The organism is Pseudomonas sp. B14(2017) (assembly GCF_002113255.1).
In the GTDB taxonomy this organism is placed as follows: Bacteria; Pseudomonadota; Gammaproteobacteria; order Pseudomonadales; family Pseudomonadaceae; genus Aquipseudomonas; species Aquipseudomonas putida_Z.
The window spans coordinates 235,349-254,644 of sequence record NZ_NEJY01000005.1; the positions used below are offsets into that span (position 1 = coordinate 235,349).

Sequence of the window (19,296 nt, forward strand, 5' to 3'; positions counted from 1 at the left end):
AGTCTTACAGACCCTTTACGTGCGAAAAGGTTGCAGGGCGCGCCTTCACGCGCCCTGTTTTTCAGCGTTTTGGCAGGGCCAGGCTCAGCAAGAATAGCACCGCCGCGCAGACCACGATCGACGGGCCGGCGGGGGTGTCCTTGAACCAGGACATGGCCAGGCCGCCGCATACTGCGGTCACGCCCAGCAGGCTGGCGCCCAGGGCCATCTGCTCGGGAGAACGGGCGTGACGTTGCGCCGCAGCGGCAGGAATGATCAGCAGCGAGGTGATCAGCAGCACGCCGACGATCTTCATGGCCACGGCAATCACCACCGCGATCAGCAGCATCAGCGCCATGCGCAGCCCGGCCACCGGCAGGCCTTCGACCATGGCCAGCTCTTCGTGCACGGTGACTGCCAGCAACGGCCGCCACAGCGCAGTGAGCAGCAGCAACACCAGCGCGCTGCCGCCGAGGATCCAGGCCAGGTCGGTGGTGCTGATGGCCAGCAGGTCGCCGAACAGGTAGGCCATCAGGTCGATGCGTACATCATGCATGAAGCTCAGCACCACCAGGCCCAGCGACAATGTGCTGGGGGCGAGTATGCCGAGCAGGGTATCGGAGGCCAGCGGTTGGCGTTGCTGCAAGGTCACCAGCAAGATTGCCAGCAACAGGCAGCCCACGGTTACCGCCAGCGCCGGGCTGACGTCCAGGGCAAAGCCCAGGGCCACGCCGAGCAGGGCGGCGTGGGACAGGGTGTCGCCAAAATAGGCCATGCGCCGCCACACCACGAAGGAGCCCAGTGGGCCGGCCACCAGCGCCAGGGACAAACCGGCAAGCAGGGCGTAGAGAAGAAAATCAGCCATGCTTGCAGTGCGCTCCGTGAACATGGGTGCCAGGGGCGACCACCGAGCCGTGCAGGTCGTGGCTGTGGTCGTGATGGTGGTGGTAGATGGCCAGGCTGGGTGCGGCGGTCTGGCCGAACAGCTCGACGAATGCCGGGTCGCCGCTGACCTGCTCGGGGTGGCCCGAGCAGCACACGTGGCGGTTCAGGCACACCACCTGGTCGGTGGCGCTCATCACCAGGTGCAGGTCGTGGGAAACCATCAGCACGCCGCAGCCGTGGCGGTCGCGCAGGCGGGTAATGAGGTTGTACAGCTCGGTCTGGCCGACCACGTCTACGCCCTGCACCGGCTCGTCAAGCACCAGCAGCTGGGGTTCGCGCAGCAGGGCGCGGGCCAGCAGCACGCGCTGCATCTCGCCGCCGGAAATGGTCTGGATCGGGCTGTCGATGACCTGCTCGGCACCCACTTCCTGCAACGCCGACAAGGCTGCCGCGCGGTCTACACCGGGCACCAGGCGCAAGAAGCGCAACACCGACAGCGGCAGCGTGGCATCGACCTGGATCTTTTGCGGCATGTAGCCAATGCGCAGTTTCGGCTTGCGCCATACCTTGCCGCGGTGCGCCTTGAGCAGGCCGAGCACGGCGCGCACCAGGGTGGTCTTGCCCGCGCCGTTCGGACCGATCAGGGTGACGATCTGGCCAGGTGCGACCGACAGGTCGATGCTGTCGAGCACCGCCTCGCCACCGAAGGTGACGCCGACCTGCTCCAGGCGGATCAGTGCATCGCTCATGCCGCGCTCCGGCAATTGCTGCACAGGCCGACTACTTCCACCGTCTGGGTCTCGACCGTGAAGCCCACGCCCTTGGCGCTGCTGATGATGGCGTCGCTGATACTGTCCTGTTCCAGCTCGATGGCCACATGGCAGGCTCGGCAGATCAGGAACTGCCCCTGGTGCAGGTGTTCCGGGTGGCTGCAGCCGATGAAGGCGTTGAGCGAGGCGATGCGGTGCACCAGGCCGTTTTCCAGCAGGAAGTCCAGCGCACGGTACACCGTGGGGGGCGCGGCGCGGCGGCCGTCCTGCTCACTGAGCACGGCGAGGATATCGTAGGCGCCCAGCGGCTTGTGGCTTTGCCACACCAGTTCCAGCACTCGACGGCGCAGCGCGGTCAGGCGCAGGCCCTGGCGGGTGCACAAGGCGTCGGCTTCAGCCAGTGCGCTGTGTACGCAATGGGAATGATCGTGAGGACGGTTGGCCAGCGGCGTGATGGACATGGGCAGCGACGGTTCTGGATGGAGACGTTATTATGTTACCTGTTTCTGACGACTCGAGTATTCACCGTGTCCCGATTCCTAGTCCTTTTTGTCGCTTTCATCGCATTTTCCGCCCAGGCCGACGTGCGCGTGCTGACCAGTATCAAACCCCTGCAGCAGATTGCCGCCGCCGTGCAGGATGGTGTTGGCAACCCCGAGGTATTACTGCCGCCGGGTGCTTCGCCGCACCACTACGCGCTGCGCCCGTCCGACGTACGGCGGGTGGGCGATGCCGACCTGCTGTACTGGATCGGCCCGGACATGGAGGGCTTCCTGCCGCGGGTACTGGGCAATCGCAGCAAGGCCACGGTGGCCGTGCAGGCGCTACCGGGCATGAAGCTGCGGCATTTTGGCGAGGACAGCCATTCCCACGAGGAAGAAGACCACGACGACCACGACCACGACCACCGCCCGGGCAGCCTGGACGCGCACCTGTGGCTATCGTCGGTCAACGCGCGGGTGATTGCAGCGAAAATGGCGGCTGACCTGGCGCAGATCGATCCGGCCAATGCGGCGCGCTACCAGAGCAACCTCAAGGCCTTCGACGAACGCCTGAACGCACTGGATGGGCGGATCAAGGCGCGGGTGGCCGGGATTGCCGGTAAGCCTTACTTCGTGTTCCACGAAGCGTTCGACTATTTCGAGGCCGAGTATGGCCTGAAGCACACCGGGGTGTTCAGCGTGGCGTCCGAGGTGCAGCCGGGTGCGCAGCACGTGGCAGCCATGCGCAAGCGCCTGCAGGAAGTGGGCAAGACCTGTGTGTTCAGCGAACCGCCGCTGCGGCCGAGGCTGGCCGAGACCTTGACCGCCGGGCTGCCGGTTCGCCTGGCCGAGCTGGATGCCCTGGGCGGTACCGACCCGGTGGATGGCAAGGGCTATGAGCGCTTGCTGGAGAAGCTGAGTGGCGACCTGGTTGGGTGCCTGGAGCAGTTGTAAGCCTGTACCGGCCTCTTCGCGGGCACGCCCGCTCCCACAGGTACAACGACAACCTTGAGGTTTGTGTTATCCCCGTGGGAGCGGGCATGCCCGCGAAGAAGCAGAAGCTGGACTAGAGGGCAAACGGCAGGTGCAACGCCACCTGCTGACGCTGCGCCAAACGCACTTCGAACTCGCTCGGGTCGTGGATCATCACATCCATCCCGGCAAACGATTCCGCTGCAATCAGGCGCGACAGCCAGAAGCGCACGCAGCCTACCCGCAACATCTCCGGCCACAGCTCGGCTTCGGCGGCGGTGAACGGCCGCAGCGCCGCATAGGCCGCCAGCAATGCCTGGGCGCGTGGCACATCGATCGCGCCGTGTTCATCCAGGCACCAGTCGTTCACGGTGATGGCGATGTCATACAGCATCGGCCCGGAACAGGCATTGTAGAAGTCGATCACACCGGTCAGGTGGGTGCCTTCGAACATCACGTTGTCGCGGAACAGGTCGGCATGCAGGTTGGCCCGTGGCAGGGCCAGGATCTGTGTCTTGTGCGCGCTGATTTCATCCAGCGCCGGCTGCAGCAGCGCGGCTTGCTCGGCGGTAAGGCGCGGCAGCAGCTCGGCACCCGAGGCCAGCATCCAGTCCAGGCCGCGGTCGGTGCGGCGCTCGATGATGTGTTCGCGGGTAGCCAGGTGAATGTGCGCCAGCAGCTCGCCGACCTGGGCGCAGTGCTGGGCGTTCGGTGCCTTGATGTGCTTGCCCGACAGCCGTGGCTGCAGCAGCGCCGGCTTGCCGCACAGCTCGCGCAGGCCATTGCCGTCGCGGTCGCGTATCGCATAGGGCACCGGCATGTCGGCTGCGTGCAAAGTGTCCAGCAGCTCGATGAAGAACGGCATGTCCTCGCTGGGCCCGCGCTCGATCAGCGTCAGGACGAACTCCCCCTGTTCGAGGCTGACGAAGAAATTGCTGTTCTCGGTGCCGGCGGCGATGCCCTGGAAATCGAGCAGACGACCCAGCGCGTACGGCGCCAGAAAGGTTTCCAGCTCAGGCCGGGTCACGGGGGTGAAGACTGACATGATGAAAATTTGCCCATACGGGCACTTCCGCCGGGAAGTGCCGGGTTGATGTGAACGGTGCGCGTCAGATTACCACTCGAAGATCTTCCAGGACGGAATCAGCATGTCCGGCTGGTCGGATCGAATGAAATTGCCATCAGAGCCATCGGCGCGTACCAGGAAATAAGGCTTGCCGTTTTTCGGCGTGATCTTGATCGCATACAGGAACCCGTTCTGCCGGTACTCCTGGATGGTTTTGTCGCCTTCCGTGCGAATGGTCACCTCGGGATCGGCCGAGGGGGCGTCGTCCGCCGCCAGGGTGACGACAGGCATGGTGGCCAACAGACCGAGCAGTAACAGGCGATTGAGTGTACGCATGATAACCTTGTCCCTTTGTCGTCAATGATTCTGGCTATTCTAGCGCCGGACCCGTCGAAAAGGTTGATTCTGCTCATGAGCCAAGCGCCCCTCGTCCTGGTGGACGGTTCCTCCTACCTGTACCGCGCCTTCCACGCGCTGCCGCCGTTGACTACCTCCAAAGGCATGCCGACCGGCGCGGTGAAGGGGGTGCTGAACATGCTCAAGAGCCTGCGCAAGCAATACCCCGACAGCCTGTTTGCGGTGGTGTTCGACGCCAAGGGTGGCACCTTCCGCGATGCCATGTTCGCCGAATACAAGGCCAACCGCCCAAGCATGCCGGACGACCTGCGGGTGCAGATCGAGCCGCTGCACGCCAGCGTCAAGGCGCTGGGCTACCCGCTGCTGTGCGTCGAGGGGGTCGAGGCCGACGACGTGATCGGCACCCTGGCGCGCAGCAGCGCCGCGCTGGGCCGCCCGGTGATCATCTCGACCGGTGACAAGGACATGGCGCAGCTGGTGGACGGGCACATTACCTTGGTCAACACCATGACCGGAAGCGTGCTGGACGTGGCTGGCGTGCACGAGAAATTTGGCGTCGGCCCGGAACATATCATCGACTTCCTGGCGCTGATGGGCGACAAGGTCGACAACATTCCCGGTGTGCCGGGCGTGGGCGAAAAAACTGCGGTGGGCCTGCTGACCGGTATCGGCGGCGGCCTCAGCGACCTGTACGCCAACCTGGACAAGGTCCCGACGCTGGCCATTCGCGGCGCCAAGACCCTGCCGGCCAAGCTGGAAGAGCACCGCGACGCGGCGTTCCTGTCTTATGAGCTGGCTACCATCAAGGTCGACGTGCCCCTTGATATCGAAGTAGATGCCCTGGTGTGCGGCGAGCCTGATCGCGACGCGTTGCTGGCGCTGTACACCGAGATGGAATTCAAGAGCTGGGTCGCCGAGGTGCAGCGTGACGCTGCCAAGGCCGGTGACGACATCGCGCCGATCGCGGAGCCGGTGGCCAAGACCGAGCCCAGGTACGAAACCATTCTCGACCAGGAACGTTTCGACTTCTGGCTGGAGAAGCTGCGTCAGGCGCCACTGTTCGCCTTCGACACCGAGACCACTGGCCTGGACGCACAGCAGGCGCAGCTTGTCGGCCTGTCGTTCGCCGTCGAGCCGCATGAAGCGGCCTATGTGCCGCTGGCCCACGACTATGAAGGCGCGCCGGTCCAGCTGGACCGCGCCGCCGTGCTGCTGGCGCTGAAGCCGCTGCTGGAAGACCCGGCCAAGGCCAAGGTCGGGCAGAACGCCAAGTACGACATCAACATCCTCGCCAATGGCTCGCCCGCCATCGAAATGCGCGGCGTTGCCTACGACACCATGCTCGAGTCGTACGTGCTGAACTCCACTGCCACCCGTCACGACATGGACAGCCTGGCGCTGAAGTACCTCGACCACACCACCATCGCCTTCGAGGACATCGCCGGCAAGGGCGCCAAGCAGCTGACCTTCAACCAGATCCACCTGGACAAGGCCGGCCCCTACGCTGCCGAAGACGCCGACATCACCCTGCGCCTGCACCAGGCGCTGCAGGCGCGCCTGGCGCAGACGCCGAGCGTGCAGCCGGTGCTGATGGACATCGAGATGCCGCTGGTGCCGGTGCTGGCCAAGATCGAGCGCCAGGGGGCGCTGGTCGATGCCGCGCTGCTGCAGGTGCAGAGCGGTGAGCTGGGGGTGAAGATGGCCGAGCTGGAGCAGCGGGCCTATGAGCTGGCCGGTGAGGAGTTCAACCTCGGCTCGCCCAAGCAGCTGGGCGCGATCCTCTACGACAAGCTGGGCATGCCGGTGCTGAGCAAGACCACCAAGGGCCAGCCATCCACGGCAGAAGCGGTGCTCGACGAACTGGCCGAGCAAGGCTACCCGCTGCCGGAGGTACTGATGCAGTACCGCAGCCTGAGCAAGCTCAAGAGCACCTACACCGACAAGCTGCCGGGGCAGATCAACCCGCGCACCGGGCGTATCCACACCTCCTACCAGCAGGCGGTAGCGGCCACCGGCCGGCTGTCGTCCAGCGACCCGAACCTGCAGAACATCCCGATCCGTACGGCCGAAGGCCGGCGCATCCGCCAGGCCTTCGTCGCCAGCCCGGGCTACAAGCTGCTGGCGGCGGACTACTCGCAGATCGAGTTGCGCATCATGGCCCACCTGGCCAAGGACGAAGGCTTGCTGCATGCCTTCCGCAACGACCTGGACGTGCACCGCGCCACGGCGGCGGAAGTATTCGGCGTAGCCCTGGAAGACGTCACCACCGACCAGCGTCGCAGTGCCAAGGCCATCAACTTCGGCCTGATCTACGGCATGAGCGCCTTTGGCCTGGCCAAGCAGATCGGCGTAGACCGCAAGCAGTCGCAGGATTACATCGACCGCTACTTCGCCCGCTACCCGGGCGTGCTGGCCTACATGGAGCGCACCCGCGCCCAGGCGGCGGAGCAAGGCTTTGTCGAAACCCTGTTCGGTCGCCGCCTGTACCTGCCGGATATCAATGCCAAGAACCCGGCCCTGCGCAAAGGCGCCGAGCGCACGGCGATCAACGCCCCGATGCAGGGCACTGCGGCCGATATCATCAAGCGGGCCATGGTCAATGTGGATAACTGGCTGAGCGAGAGCGGGCTGGACGCCCGGGTGATCCTGCAGGTACACGACGAACTAGTGCTGGAAGTGCGCGAGGACCTGGTGGAGCAGGTGAAAGATGAAATTCGCCAGCACATGAGCAAGGCCGCGCAGCTGGATGTACCGCTGCTGGTCGAGGCAGGAATTGGTGCGAATTGGGACGAAGCTCACTGATCGGGCGGGGAAAGCTGTGTAGGATCCGTGATGTAGGGATGCGGATCCTGGCACCGCTCAGTGCCAGTGGTGCTGAGGCTTCATGAAACTATCGCAAATAGTTTTCAGGGCTTTGGAACTAAACCGGTGAAGCGGAACTCAGAGTAACTGAATGGCTGGTGAAGCCTTTCGATGCTCCTATGTTGTGTTAAGTGTTGGCAGATATCTGGACCCCGCCCTAGCGGTCCGGACTTGGACCCCGAACTTCCCCCTCCCCATACGAAGTCCGGGGTTTTTTTTGCCCGGAATTTGCCTCGGCCGTGCTGGCCTCATCGCCGGCAAGCCAGCTCCCACAGGGGTATCACTGCCCTCAAGGCATGTGCTGTACCTGTGGGAGCTGGCTTGCCGGCGATAGGGCCCTCAAGCAGCTGGCTTGTCTTCCAGCTCCATCCAGTCCGCCAGCACCCGGTAGGCCTCTTCCACGCCCAGGCGCTTGGGCGCCGAGAACAGCTGGATGGTCACGCCGTCGCCCCAACCCTTGCGGATTTCCGACTGCACCTTGAGCAGAGTGTTCTTGCCCGCGCCGTGGGTCAGCTTGTCGGCCTTGGTCAGCAGGATGTGCATCGGCATGCTGCTGGCCTTGGCCCAGTCGAGCATCATCTTGTCGAAGTCGGTCATCGGGTGGCGCACGTCCATCATCAGGATCACGCCACGCAGGCACTCCCGGCTGCCCAGGTAGGCTTCCAGGTGTTTCTGCCAGTGCTGCTTGAGCGGAATCGGGACTTTTGCATAACCGTAGCCTGGCAGGTCGACCAAACGCCGTTCATCGTCCAGACTGAAGAAATTCAACAGCTGGGTGCGCCCGGGGGTTTTCGAGGTGCGCGCCAGGCTGGCATGAGTCAGGGTGTTGAGGGCGCTGGATTTGCCGGCGTTGGAGCGGCCGGCGAAAGCCACCTCGTAACCCTGGTCGTCCGGGCATTGTTCGACCTTGGCAGCGCTGAGGGCGAATTTGGCTTTCTGGCAGAGGCCGAGGATGGGGTTCTTGACTTGCATGGGATATCCGATGTGGGTGTTGCCTGACTCTATAGGCCCGAGCCTGGCAAGCGGTGTCGTTTCCGTTTGGATGGCGGAAGTATATAATGCCCCAGTTTTTGTGTGCTCATTCTCCCGGCGAAGGAGAACGGGCATGGGGTGTCGAACAATAGCTCGCGCAACAGAACGCAGCGCGGCCCCCAACCCTGAAGGTCGTTCCGCATGGCGAAATGGCTGCTTGCTGTCGGTATGTTCCTGCCGTTTTTCAGCGCACAGGCTACACAGGATCCCGAGGTGTTGTACAACCGCACGTGTGCGGCCTGTCACACCGGGCAGTTGCCACAGGCACCCAGGCAGGGTGACCGGGCAGCATGGGAGCCAAGGCTGGCGCAAGGCATGGATGTACTGGTGAAGCACGTGACCCAGGGTTTCAAGGCTATGCCGCCGCGTGGATTGTGCATGGACTGCAGTGCCGAGGACTACCGTTTGGTCATCCTTTGGATGAGTGGCAGTCCCGATACATAACATTTCACCCTTAGCCGTGTTGGATTAGCTGATGAACAAACTAGTCGTGAGTCTGCTGTTGACCCTGGGTGTCGCAGGTGCGGCCACTGCTGCGCAACCCGTCAAAGGCGATGCCGCCGCCGGCCAGGCCAAGACGGCCGTCTGTGGCGCCTGCCACAACCCCGACGGCAACAGCCTGGCACCGAACTTCCCGAAACTGGCCGGCCAAGGCCAGCGCTATCTCGAAAAACAATTGCACGATATCAAGTCGGGCAAGCGTACCGTGCTGGAGATGACCGGCATGCTGGCCGCATTCAGCGACCAGGACCTGGCCGATATCGCCGCCTACTTCTCCAGCCAGAAAGGCAGCGTGGGCGCGGCCGATCCCAAGCTGGTCGAACGTGGCCGGGCGCTGTTCAACGGCGGCGACCTGGAAAAAGGCATGCCTGCCTGCACCGGCTGCCACTCGCCGAACGGCGCGGGTATCGCCCTGGCCGGCTTCCCGCACCTGGGCGGGCAACATGCACAGTACGTGACCAAGCAGCTCACCGACTTCCGCGAAGGCAACCGCACCAACGATGGCGATGCCATGACCATGCGCACCATCGCCGGCAAGCTGAGCAACCACGACATCGAGGCGCTGGCCAGCTACATCCAGGGCCTGCACTGAGGCCCTTCGGCCGCTTGTGATGGCCCTATCGCCGGCAAGCCAGCTCCCACAGATGCTGCAATGGCTTGAGGTCGATGCGCTCGAGGTGGGAGCCGGCTTGCCGGCGATAGGGCCATCACAGGCGGCGCATTAACCTTCAGTTAATGTTGTAGGCCAATGATGAAAGGGCGGGCGGACCGCCCTTTTTTCCGTCCGCAGCCGTTACACTACAGAACTCGGCCCCTTCCCGGCCTGTCTCAGTGCAGGTCGCGTCGTGGCGACCAATGACTGCCCAGGAGTAAAGCATGCGTAAACTGATTCTCAGCGCCGCGCTGGTCGCTGCCAGCGTATTCGGTATGACTGCCGTCCAGGCCGCCGAGCCTGTCGCCGGCAAAGAATACCTCGAGCTGAGCAACCCTGTTCCGGTTTCCGTGCCTGGCAAGATCGAAGTGGTCGAGCTGTTCTGGTACGGCTGCCCACACTGCTACCACTTCGAGCCGACCATCAACCCGTGGGTCGAAAAACTGCCCAAGGACGTCAACTTCAAGCGCGTACCAGCCATGTTCGGTGGCCCATGGGACGCCCACGGCCAGATGTTCCTGACCCTCGAAGCCATGGGCGTCGAGCAGAAGGTACACGCCGCGGTGTTCGATGCCATCCAGAACCAGAAAAAGCGCCTGACCGACCCGCAGGACATGGCCGACTTCCTCGCCACCCAGGGCGTGGACAAGGACAAGTTCCTCGCCACCTTCAATTCGTTCGCCATCAAGGGCCAGGTCAACCAGGCCAAGGAACTGGCGAAGAAATACGAGATCACCGGCGTACCGAGCATGGTGGTCAACGGCAAGTACCGCTTCGACCTGGGTACTGCCGGCGGGCCGGAAGGCGTACTGAACGTTGCCGACCAGCTGATCGCCAAGGAGCGCGCCGCTAAGTAAGCGGCGTAACCCATGCGCCGCTTCAGAACCGCGCGTGGCATTGGCCTGCACCAGCCGCAGGTCAACGAGCATCACCTGCAGGCCCCTGGCCTGCCCGAGGATGGTCGTTTGCGGCTGCTCAGTTTCAACATCCAGGTGGGCATCAGCACCGAGCGCTACCGGCATTACGTGACCCGCAGCTGGCAGCACTTGCTGCCGCACAACGGGCGTGCCGGCAACCTGCAGAAGATTGGCCAACTGCTGGGTGACTTCGACCTGGTGGCCTTGCAGGAGGCCGATGGCGGCAGCCTGCGCTCGGGCTATGTCAACCAGGTCGAGCACCTTGCCCACCTGGGTGCCTTCCCCTATTGGTACCAGCAACTCAACCGCAACCTTGGGCGTTTTGCCCAGCACAGCAATGGCGTGCTCAGCCGCCTGAAGCCACAACTGCTCGAGGATCACCCATTGCCCGGCCCGGCTGGGCGTGGTGCGATTCTGGTGCGCTTTGGCGAGGGCGAAGATGCGCTGATCGTGGTGATGATGCACCTGGCCCTCGGTGCCAAGACCCGCGCCCTGCAACTGGGTTACATCCGCGAGCTGATTGGCGGTTACCGCCACCAAGTGCTGATGGGCGACATGAATACCCATGCCACCGACCTGCTGGAGCACTCGCCGTTGCGCGACCTGGGCCTGATTGCCCCACAAGTCGAGGCCACCTTCCCCAGCTGGCGTCCACAGCGTTGCCTGGACCACATTCTGCTCAGCCCAAGCCTCACGCTGGAGCGTGTCGAGGTGCTGGCGCAGCCAATTTCCGACCACCTTCCCGTTGCTGTCGAGATTCGATTGCCTGATGCATTGACTGTGGATACGCTGCCGGTCCTGAGCTAATTGCCATCACCGTTTGCGGACCCGGGCATGACTGAAGACGCTGAGCGCTGGAAAGAAAAATACCTGAAAAGCATCGAGCAGCAGGAAAAGCTCGAGCGCCGTTGGGACGCCCGTCTCGACCTGCTGCGTCGCGGCCTGGTACGAAGCACCCTGGCTGCCGAAGGCAGTGACAAGGTGGTGGACCAGTGCATGAAGGAAATGCGCGAGGTTATCCGCAGCGACAACATGGACGCTGGCCTTGCCGGGCTGATTCCGCGTCTTGAGAAGGCGGTGCTGGACTCCGAACAGCGCCGGGAAGCTCGCATGAATCAGGTCAGCGATGCGCTGACCGCGCTGGTCGACCAACTGCAAGGCCTGCCATTGCCGAACGATGTGTCGCGGCCATTGAAAAAGCTGGCGAAGAAGCTCGACGGTGGCGTGGCCCAGTCACGCGACCTGCCACCGTTGCTGGGCGAGTTGAGCGGCTTGCAGGGCCGCGCGCTGTCAGCCCTGGGCAAGTCGGGGGAGGACGCCCGACCCGGCTTCTTGCAGCGCTTGTTCGGCAGCCGCGAGGATGACGCGCAAGGCGAGCCAGCGCTTGTGCCGCTGACGCTGCCGGTTGCCGAGGCGCAGCCCTTGGCAGCGCCGGCCAGTGTCGGTGCTCCGCAGCCCGACGACGTGGACGCGCTGCAGCCGCTGCCAGCCTCATCAGCATCTGTTGTCGAGGCGCCCGTAGTGCCAGAGCCCGCGCTGGAGACACCTGGCCCGGCGCTGATCGAAACGGCCGAACTGTCACCAGCCCCGCTGCCGCAGCCGCTACCGGACGATGTGCCGGCACCGGAAGCTGTCGCCAGCGAGCCTCCGGCTGAAGCAGGACCGGCGCAAACACTCGAAGAAACCTTCGGCGAAGACGGCCCCTATGCCCTGCCCTACGCGGTGGAGCCGCCCTACAGCCAGGTTGCCGAGCACATCGAGCACACCCTGATCGGCCTGCTCGATGACCTCAGCCTGCCGGAGCGACACAAGGCCCAGGCGCTCGAGATGCGTGAGCGGGTCGCCCGCGGCTTGAACTGGTATGAGCTGATCCCGGTGCTGGATGACCTGGCTGTGCTCATGCTGGCGATCACCGACAGCGGTCAGCACGAATTCGAAACCTACTTGCAGCAGCTCAACGAACGCCTGGAAGGTTTCCAGAGCCACCTGCACGAGGCCAGCGCCGGTCACGCCGACAACAGCTCGGCTGCCCGCGAGCTGGATACCCAGCTGCGTGAGCACGTCGACGGGCTGCAGAGCAGTGTGCAAGGTGCCGCCGACGTCGACAGCCTCAAGCACATCCTGGAAAACCGCCTGGAAGGCCTGTTGGTGACCATGGACGAGCACAAGCATGAGCGTGATCGCCGCGAGCAGGAGTTGGCTGGGCGCCTGCAAGGGCTGTCGGAGCGGGTGGCGAACATGGAGCAGGAGGCGCTCGGCTACCGCGAGCACCTTGAAGAGCAGCGCCAGAAGGCCTTGCTCGACCCCCTCACCGGCTTGCCCAACCGTGCGGCCTGGAGCGAGCGGGTCGAGCGCGAAATGCTCGAATGGCAGGCACACGGCGGCCATCTGGCGATGGCGATCCTCGACCTGGACCATTTCAAGCGTATCAACGACAGCTATGGGCACCTGGCCGGGGACAAGGTACTGAAGATTGTCGCCGACCAGTTGCGCAAGCGCCTGCGCAGCGGTGACTTCATCGCCCGCTTCGGCGGCGAGGAGTTTGTGCTGTTGCTGCCGCAGACCTCGCCGGCCGCCGCTGCCCAGATAGCCGAGGTGCTACGGGCCACGGTCGAGGCGTGCCCGTTCCACTTCAAGGGCGAACGGGTGGTGATCACCACGTCCATCGGCCTGGGTGCATTCCGTTCCGGCGAGCGCGGCGACCAGGTGCTCAAGCGCGCCGATGCGGCGCTGTACCGGGCCAAGGAGTCGGGGCGCAACCGCGTCGAGCAGGCATAGCCGGCAGCCGCTGACTCGCGGCAAGCACGGCCCTTGGGGAGCACGTTATACTGTAGCGCTCATACGCTGAGGCTACTGACGTGCTTTCCACGCTTAAAAAAACCCTGATTTCCTTTCTGCTGTTGTCTGTCGCCGGTTGCTCGACAGGCCTGCGCATCGACCGTAGCCACCCTTCGGTCAACCAGGACAACCGCATCCAGTTCGTGGTCTTGCATTACACCAATGCTTCGCTGGAGCGTTCCCTGGCGTTGCTGACCCATGGCGAAGTCAGCAGCCACTACCTGATTGGTGACGGCCCGGCGACGGTGTATCAGCTGGTGGATGAAAACCGCCGCGCCTGGCATGCCGGTGATAGCCAGTGGCAGGGTCGGACCTGGCTGAACTCCTCGTCCATTGGTATCGAAATCGTCAACCCGGGCTTCACCGACACGCCGAATGGCCGGGTCTGGCACCCTTACAGCGAAGCGCAGGTCCAGGCGCTGATCGCGCTGCTCAAGGACATCGTCAAACGCAACAACATCGAGCCACGGCACATCATTGGCCACAGCGATATCGCGCCGCTGCGCAAGCTTGACCCGGGGCCGCTGTTCCCGTGGAAGCGCCTGGCCGACGCCGGATTGGGTGTCTGGCCGGATGCAAATGCCGTGGCACGGCAGCAAGCCTATTTCAGCGTCAACCCGCCGAGCGTTGGCTGGTATCAGCAGGAGCTGGCGCGGTTTGGCTATGCGATCGAGCAGACCGGGGTACTGGATGTTGCCACCCGCCATGTGATCGCCGCGTTCCAGATGCGTTTCCGCCCGCAGCGCTTCGATGGCATGCCGGATGCGCAGACGGCCGCGATGCTGCAGGTGCTCAACCGGATGCGTTGAGCTGCCAAGGTGGGACGGGCTCTTGTGTAGGAGCGGCCTTGTGTCGCGACGGGCTGCACAGCAGCCCCAGGATCTTGGTTCCAGCACAAACTGCCGGGGCCGCTTTGCGGCCCTATCGCGACACAACGCCGCTCCTACAGCAGGCCCCGGCGATTGTAGCGAAACGCCAAACGGCGAGGTGATTCCTGATTCAGTTGCTATACCTTAGTTATCAACTGGATGCCTTCGATGTCAGCCTTCATCGCCTTGATGCGCCAAATTTTTTACCGTCCCTGGATGCTGGCCACATTGGCAGCACTGGCCAGTGCGGCACTGTTGCTCTCTGCCAGCATCGGCATTGCCCTGCAACAGATGAAGCAAAGCGAGAGCGCACAGATGAATGCCCAGGGCGAGCGCTTTCTCGAGCGCCTCGAGCAGGTGTTCGGCCAGTTGCGCGAAGGGGTCGACCTGCTGCAGGCGCAGCCCTTGCGCGGCTGCAGCCCGGCGATGCTGACGGCATTGCAGCAGGTAGGCCTGAGCTCACGCTTCATTTATGAAGCGGCATACGTGGATGGGGATATCGCCTGTTCGAACCGCGGTGATGAGCGGGCGTTCGAACCCTTGCGGGTCCCCGACATCCAGGGGCCGACCTACAGCTACTGGCTGAACACAACGACCGAGCCGAACGAAAACCTGGCCGCGTTGATGCTGGGGCGGGGCAAGTTCGTGGTATCCACCTCTCGTGGCCACCTGACCGATGTGGTCGACCTGCCCCCTGGCGGCAGCCTTGTGGTGGTGCTGGACAACGGTACCCGGGCCATCCCTGTGCTGGGCCCACCACAGGTATGGCCGCCACCCTCGGCCTGGTCGACCAGCCACAAGTCGCTGCTCGAGCTCAGCGACCGCCTGATCTACCGTATGCCGACCAAGTCACCGGACTACCAGCTGGTGCTGATTGCCCCGCGGGCGAGCCTGCCGTTGAGGATGAATGGCATGCTCTGGCTCCTGTTCCCCGGCAGTGTGCTGGCGGCCTGCTGCATTGGCTGGCTGGTGCTGCAACTGATCCTGCAGCGGCGGTCGATGAGCTCGGAATTGCAGAATGCCTTGCGCCGCGGCGAACTGCAGGTGCTCTACCAGCCGATTTTCGAGCTCGACAGCCGGCGCTGTGTCGGAGCCGAGGCCCTGGTGCGCTGGCGTCGCCCGGACGGCACCCTGACCAGCCCGGACCTGTTCATCCCGCTGGCGGAAAACACCGGGCAGATTCGCCAGATCACCGACTTTGTCCTGCAGCGTGTGCTGGAACAGTTAGGGCAACTGCTGCGCTCGCACCCCAACTTGTACATTTCGGTGAACCTGGCAGCTTGCGATGTGATGGTGCCGCGTATTGGCCGGGTAGCTGCGCGCTTGCTGGCAATGCACCGGGTGGCGGCCAGCCAGATTGCCTTCGAAGTGACCGAGCGCGGCCTGATCGATGTGGTGGTGGCGCGCGACAATCTGCAGGCGTTGCGTGCAGTAGGGCATCAGGTGCTGATCGACGATTTTGGTACGGGTTATTGCAGCCTGGCCTACCTGCAGACCCTGCCGGTGGACTGCCTGAAGATCGACAAGGCCTTTATCGATGCCCTTGGGCATGACGCCGCCAGCAGCGGTGTTGCCCCGCATATCATCCGCATGGCCCACGACCTGCACCTGCGGGTGATTGCCGAAGGCATCGAGTGTGAAGACCAGGCGGTGCTGCTGAACAGCGAAGGGGTCAATTATGGCCAGGGCTGGCTGTTTGCCCGGCCACTGAATGCCCGGCAGTTTGCTGAGCTGGTGACCCGCGGACGGCTGCCGCGGCGGGTTGAGCATTGAGTGATCCTGCACCGGCCTCATCGCCGGCAAGCCAGCTCCCACAGGTATTGCAATGACCTCAGGTGCGGTGCGATCCCTGTGGGAGCTGGCTTGCCGGCGATGGGGCCAGGACAGGCAACATTCAGACCGGCAGTGCCATGTAGAACTGGGTCCCCTGCCCCGGTCGGGAAAACACGCCCATGCGCCCGCCATGCAACTGCACGATTTCTTTGCACAACGCCAGCCCCAGCCCCGCGCCGCCTTTCTTGCGCCCTACCTGCACGAAGGGCTCGAAGATGCGCCCCTGTTGCCCATAGGCAATGCCCTCTCCGTTGTCCTCGACACTGATGATCACCCGCTCCGCATGCCGTCGTGCATGCAAGCGGATACGCCCGCCGCTGGCGGTATGGCGGATGGCGTTGTGCAACAGGTTGTCCAGCACCCGGTCGAGTTGGGAGACGTCGGCCTGGATACGCGGCAGCGGCGGCTCCAGCTCCGTGATCAGCTCGATCTGCTTGTTCACCGCCGGCTCGGCAAAGCGCTGTTGTGCACGCTCCAGCAATTCGTCGATGGCGCAGGGAGCCAGCTCGAGCTTCTGCATCCCGCTCTGGTAGCGGCTGAAGTTGAGCAGATCGTTGATCAACTGGGTCAGGCGCTGCATTTCCTCGCCGATGGTTTCCAGCAGGTCATGTTCGCGCGCCTCGGGCGGGAACTTGAGCCGCTCGCGCAACAGGCCGAAGGCCATGTGCATGCCGGTCACCGGGGTGCGCAGCTCGTGGGAAGCACGCAGCACGAATTCGCTGCGCACGCGTTCGAAGGCTCGCTGCTCGGTTACATCGTGCAGCACCATCACCGCGCCCAGGATAGGCCCTTGCGGGTGGCTGACCGGAGTCAGGCTGTAGGCGAGCAGGCGCGTTTCGTCATCGACCTCCATGTTCAGGTCGTCCGGCTGGCGGTCGAGGTTGCCGCCGCGCAGTACCTGGCGTAGCTGCTGTTCCAGCTCCGGGCGTTGCAGGGCTTCGGCCAGGCTGCTGCCCACGCGGCTATCGGTCCAGCCCAGCTGGCGCTGCGCCACCGGGTTGAGGTGCTCCAGCCGGCCTTGGCGGTCGATGATCAGCAGGCCATCGTCAATGCTGTCCAGTACCGCCTGCAAGCGTTGCTGGCCGGCCAGCAGTTCATCGACGTTGGTGGCCTGGTGCTTGCGCAAGGCATCGGCCATCAGGCCGAAGCGGCGGGTCAGCTGGTTAAGTTCGGTGGCTTGGGTGACCGGCAGGGTTACGTCGAAATTACCCTTGCCGAGTTGGTCGGCCGCTATGGCCAAGGCTTCGATCGGCTGGCCGAAGCGCCGGGCAATGTTGTGCGCGGTGATGAAGCCCAGCACCAGCACCACCAAGCCCATCAGGCCAAGTACGCCGCTGACCAGCAAGGCGTGGTCGCGGGTGTGCTCCTCGCTGCGGGTGATGTGCTCCAAGGCCTGCTTGTGGGAATCGATCAGGTCGGTGCGGACCTGGTTGAACGCGGCCCCCAGTGGTTGTTCAACCCCCATGCTGCGCGAAGGCGCCGGGCTGTCGCGGTAGGCCTGGAGGAAAGCCTGGTAATTGCTGCTGGCCTTGCTGAAGCCGGTGCGCTCGCCACCTTGGTCCAGCCCTTGGTTGAGTAGGGTCTGGAAGTTGTCCTGCAGCAGCCGCAGGTTTTCCGGGGCGGTCTCGTCATCGAGCATCAGGGTCAACTGTTCGCCAAGGTTCTGGCGCAACTTCAGCCCGATTTCCAGGGCGTGGGTGGTATCGCGCACCAGTCGCTGTTGCACCGTGGCCATCTGCAGCACGCTGACCAAGCCCAGCAGCAGCCCGAGCAGGGCCACGGTGACCAGCGCCGAAATGCTGAGGAAAAGCCGCGTGCGCAGCTTCATGGGCGGCCACCTCATAGGTTGTACTGCTTGCGCTTGCGGTACAGGGTGGAGGCATCGATCCCCAGGGTCTTGGCGGCTTGGTCCAGGGTGTCGCTTGCGGCCAGCACCGCACCGATGTGGGCGCGTTCCAGCTCATCCAGGCTCAGCGCGGCGCCAACCCGCGGGGCATTGCCTGCGGGCTGCTCGCCCATGCCCAAGTGGCTGATTTCCACGCGTTCCTGCGGGCAGATGATGCTGGCCCGCTCCACCACGTTGCGTAATTCGCGAATGTTGCCGGGCCAGCGGTAGTTGAGCAGGGCCGTACGGGCTTCGTCACTGAAGCCGCGGGCAGGCCGGGAGTATTCCTTGACGAAGCGGGCGAGAAAGCGGTCGGCCAAGGTCAGGATGTCTTCACTGCGCTCGCGCAGGGGCGGCAGGTGCAGGGTGATGACGTTCAGGCGATACAGCAGGTCTTCGCGGAAGCGGCTTTCACGCACCATCTCTTCGAGGTTGAGGTTGGTGGCGGCGAGAATCCGCACATCGGCGCGACGGGTGACCGGGTCGCCGACGCGCTCGTATTCCTTGTCCTGGATGAAGCGCAGCAGTTTGGGCTGCAAGGTCAGTGGGAAATCGCCGATCTCGTCGAGGAACAGCGTGCCCCCATCAGCCTGGTTGACTCGCCCCAGGGTGCTTTCGCTGGCGCCGGTGAAGGCGCCGCGGGTGTGGCCGAACAACTCGCTTTCCATCAACTCGGCGTTCAGTGACGGGCAGTTGATGGTCACGCAGGATTTGCGCGCGCGCTTGCTCCAGCCGTGGATGGCCCGGGCCAGCTCACCTTTACCTGTGCCCGACTCGCCAAGGATGAGGATGTTGGCGTCGGTGGTAGCGACCTGGCGGGCGGTTTCCAGTACCGCCATCATGGCCGGGCTGTGCGAGTCGAGGCCGTCCTTGGGTTTACGCACTTCACCTTCCAGGGCCTCCAGGCGCGCGGAAAGCTGGCGCACTTCCAACTGCTTGGAGGTGGCCAGGCGCAGCTGGTCGGGGCTGCACGGTTTGACCAGGTAATCGGCGGCGCCTGCCTGGATCGCGTCTACCGCCGTATCGATCGCCGAGTGTGCGGTGACGATCACCACCCGCATCCATGGGGCCTGGATACGCATCTGCGCCAGCACATCGAGGCCGTTGTCCTCGCCCAGGCGCAAATCGAGGAAGCACAGGTCGAATACCTGGCGCTGCAGCAGGGCTTCGGCCTGAGCAGCGCTGTTGGCCGTCGCCACGCTATAGCCCTCGTCCTCCAGGCAGTAGCGGAAGGTGCGCAGGATCGCGGACTCGTCATCCACCAGCAGAATGCGGCCTTGGTTGTCCTGGGCTGACTCCATGTGCTGCGCTCCTTTAGGAAAGATCTTCATTTAGTGTGGGAAAAATCGGGCAAGTTGCATGGTCCATTGTGAAGGAACCTGTCCTTTGCATGCTA

The 19,296-nt window shown here is 63.9% G+C and carries 16 protein-coding genes and 1 pseudogene; 9 read left to right on the forward strand and 8 right to left on the reverse strand.

The window, feature by feature from the left end; translation table 11 throughout:
- Window positions 1-61: 61 nt before the first annotated feature.
- The 3 genes from znuB to zur are packed head-to-tail and all read right to left on the reverse strand — an operon-like array spanning window position 62 to window position 2,095.
- The gene (gene znuB, locus CAG34_RS07070) at window positions 62-844 is read right to left on the reverse strand and encodes a zinc ABC transporter permease subunit ZnuB (protein ID WP_085588931.1); all 783 of its coding nucleotides are present in this window, start codon (window positions 842-844) and stop codon (window positions 62-64) included.
- Complete coding sequence (znuC, locus tag CAG34_RS07075; protein ID WP_085588933.1) at window positions 837-1,613, reverse strand: zinc ABC transporter ATP-binding protein ZnuC; 777 nt, start codon at window positions 1,611-1,613, stop codon at window positions 837-839. The genes znuB and znuC overlap by 8 nt, the downstream gene beginning before the upstream one ends.
- Window positions 1,610-2,095 (reverse strand): zinc uptake transcriptional repressor Zur, encoded by a 486-nt coding sequence (zur, locus tag CAG34_RS07080; RefSeq protein WP_025337220.1) that lies wholly within the window; start codon window positions 2,093-2,095, stop codon window positions 1,610-1,612. Before zur ends, znuC begins: the two co-directional genes overlap by 4 nt.
- A gap of 18 nt (window positions 2,096-2,113) precedes the next feature.
- Between zur and CAG34_RS07085 the strand changes: the two genes are divergently transcribed.
- Window positions 2,114-3,070, forward strand: coding sequence for a zinc ABC transporter substrate-binding protein ZnuA (locus tag CAG34_RS07085; RefSeq protein ID WP_085588935.1), 957 nt, complete (start codon window positions 2,114-2,116; stop codon window positions 3,068-3,070).
- A gap of 112 nt (window positions 3,071-3,182) precedes the next feature.
- On the opposite strand, the gene CAG34_RS07090 is transcribed toward CAG34_RS07085, so the two are convergent.
- Together CAG34_RS07090 and CAG34_RS07095 are read right to left on the reverse strand one after the other, a co-directional pair.
- Window positions 3,183-4,133 (reverse strand): homoserine kinase, encoded by a 951-nt coding sequence (locus CAG34_RS07090; RefSeq protein ID WP_025337222.1) that lies wholly within the window; start codon window positions 4,131-4,133, stop codon window positions 3,183-3,185.
- Between the two features lie 69 nt (window positions 4,134-4,202).
- Entirely contained in the window at window positions 4,203-4,490 is a 288-nt protein-coding gene (locus CAG34_RS07095; RefSeq protein WP_013970316.1) for a DUF2782 domain-containing protein, read from the reverse strand.
- Window positions 4,491-4,565: 75 nt separating this feature from the next.
- Here CAG34_RS07095 and polA point away from each other — a divergent pair, with 75 nt between their 5' ends.
- On the forward strand, window positions 4,566-7,313 hold the full coding sequence (gene polA / locus CAG34_RS07100) for a DNA polymerase I (protein WP_085588937.1): 2,748 nt from the start codon (window positions 4,566-4,568) through the stop codon (window positions 7,311-7,313).
- Window positions 7,314-7,712: 399 nt separating this feature from the next.
- Here the strand turns inward: polA and yihA are convergent, their stop codons facing one another.
- The gene (gene yihA / locus CAG34_RS07105) at window positions 7,713-8,345 is read right to left on the reverse strand and encodes a ribosome biogenesis GTP-binding protein YihA/YsxC (RefSeq protein WP_085588940.1); all 633 of its coding nucleotides are present in this window, start codon (window positions 8,343-8,345) and stop codon (window positions 7,713-7,715) included.
- A 201-nt stretch (window positions 8,346-8,546) separates the two neighbouring features.
- Between yihA and CAG34_RS07110 the strand changes: the two genes are divergently transcribed.
- The 7 genes and pseudogenes from CAG34_RS07110 to CAG34_RS07140 all read left to right on the forward strand — a co-directional run bounded on the left by CAG34_RS07110 (window position 8,547) and on the right by CAG34_RS07140 (window position 15,955).
- Complete coding sequence (locus CAG34_RS07110; RefSeq protein ID WP_015268479.1) at window positions 8,547-8,849, forward strand: cytochrome c5 family protein; 303 nt, start codon at window positions 8,547-8,549, stop codon at window positions 8,847-8,849.
- A gap of 31 nt (window positions 8,850-8,880) precedes the next feature.
- Entirely contained in the window at window positions 8,881-9,498 is a 618-nt protein-coding gene (locus tag CAG34_RS07115) for a cytochrome c (RefSeq protein WP_003256951.1), read from the forward strand.
- A 284-nt stretch (window positions 9,499-9,782) separates the two neighbouring features.
- Window positions 9,783-10,415 (forward strand): thiol:disulfide interchange protein DsbA, encoded by a 633-nt coding sequence (gene dsbA / locus CAG34_RS07120; RefSeq protein WP_025337225.1) that lies wholly within the window; start codon window positions 9,783-9,785, stop codon window positions 10,413-10,415.
- A 34-nt stretch (window positions 10,416-10,449) separates the two neighbouring features.
- Window positions 10,450-11,282: pseudogene (locus tag CAG34_RS07125) on the forward strand (endonuclease/exonuclease/phosphatase family protein).
- A 27-nt stretch (window positions 11,283-11,309) separates the two neighbouring features.
- A complete protein-coding gene (locus CAG34_RS07130) occupies window positions 11,310-13,253 on the forward strand; it encodes a diguanylate cyclase (RefSeq protein WP_085588943.1) in 1,944 nt (647 codons plus the stop codon).
- Between the two features lie 80 nt (window positions 13,254-13,333).
- Window positions 13,334-14,122 carry an N-acetylmuramoyl-L-alanine amidase gene (locus tag CAG34_RS07135; protein WP_085588945.1) on the forward strand — a complete coding sequence of 263 codons (789 nt, stop codon included), beginning with the start codon at window positions 13,334-13,336 and terminating at the stop codon, window positions 14,120-14,122.
- Between the two features lie 228 nt (window positions 14,123-14,350).
- Entirely contained in the window at window positions 14,351-15,955 is a 1,605-nt protein-coding gene (locus CAG34_RS07140; protein ID WP_025337229.1) for an EAL domain-containing protein, read from the forward strand.
- A 121-nt stretch (window positions 15,956-16,076) separates the two neighbouring features.
- Here CAG34_RS07140 and CAG34_RS07145 read toward each other — a convergent pair whose 3' ends face one another.
- Complete coding sequence (locus CAG34_RS07145; protein WP_085588947.1) at window positions 16,077-17,858, reverse strand: KinB sensor domain-containing domain; 1,782 nt, start codon at window positions 17,856-17,858, stop codon at window positions 16,077-16,079.
- A complete protein-coding gene (gene algB / locus CAG34_RS07150) occupies window positions 17,855-19,201 on the reverse strand; it encodes a sigma-54-dependent response regulator transcription factor AlgB (protein ID WP_025337231.1) in 1,347 nt (448 codons plus the stop codon). The genes CAG34_RS07145 and algB overlap by 4 nt, the downstream gene beginning before the upstream one ends.
- Between the last annotated feature and the right edge of the window lie 95 nt (window positions 19,202-19,296).

Excerpts from the sequence above, each read along its gene's own strand:
- CAG34_RS07085 (WP_085588935.1), top strand. The coding sequence starts at position 2,114 with ATGGAGACGTTATTATGTTACCTGTTTCTGACGACTCGAGTATTCACC.
- znuB (WP_085588931.1), bottom strand. The coding sequence starts at position 844 with ATGGCTGATTTTCTTCTCTACGCCCTGCTTGCCGGTTTGTCCCTGGCG.
- CAG34_RS07110 (WP_015268479.1), top strand. The coding sequence starts at position 8,547 with ATGGCGAAATGGCTGCTTGCTGTCGGTATGTTCCTGCCGTTTTTCAGC.
- zur (WP_025337220.1), bottom strand. The coding sequence starts at position 2,095 with ATGTCCATCACGCCGCTGGCCAACCGTCCTCACGATCATTCCCATTGC.
- CAG34_RS07115 (WP_003256951.1), top strand. The coding sequence starts at position 8,881 with ATGAACAAACTAGTCGTGAGTCTGCTGTTGACCCTGGGTGTCGCAGGT.
- CAG34_RS07095 (WP_013970316.1), bottom strand. The coding sequence starts at position 4,490 with ATGCGTACACTCAATCGCCTGTTACTGCTCGGTCTGTTGGCCACCATG.
- CAG34_RS07090 (WP_025337222.1), bottom strand. The coding sequence starts at position 4,133 with ATGTCAGTCTTCACCCCCGTGACCCGGCCTGAGCTGGAAACCTTTCTG.
- CAG34_RS07140 (WP_025337229.1), top strand. The coding sequence starts at position 14,351 with ATGTCAGCCTTCATCGCCTTGATGCGCCAAATTTTTTACCGTCCCTGG.
- yihA (WP_085588940.1), bottom strand. The coding sequence starts at position 8,345 with ATGCAAGTCAAGAACCCCATCCTCGGCCTCTGCCAGAAAGCCAAATTC.
- CAG34_RS07145 (WP_085588947.1), bottom strand. The coding sequence starts at position 17,858 with ATGAGGTGGCCGCCCATGAAGCTGCGCACGCGGCTTTTCCTCAGCATT.
- dsbA (WP_025337225.1), top strand. The coding sequence starts at position 9,783 with ATGCGTAAACTGATTCTCAGCGCCGCGCTGGTCGCTGCCAGCGTATTC.
- polA (WP_085588937.1), top strand. The coding sequence starts at position 4,566 with ATGAGCCAAGCGCCCCTCGTCCTGGTGGACGGTTCCTCCTACCTGTAC.
- CAG34_RS07130 (WP_085588943.1), top strand. The coding sequence starts at position 11,310 with ATGACTGAAGACGCTGAGCGCTGGAAAGAAAAATACCTGAAAAGCATC.
- algB (WP_025337231.1), bottom strand. The coding sequence starts at position 19,201 with ATGGAGTCAGCCCAGGACAACCAAGGCCGCATTCTGCTGGTGGATGAC.
- znuC (WP_085588933.1), bottom strand. The coding sequence starts at position 1,613 with ATGAGCGATGCACTGATCCGCCTGGAGCAGGTCGGCGTCACCTTCGGT.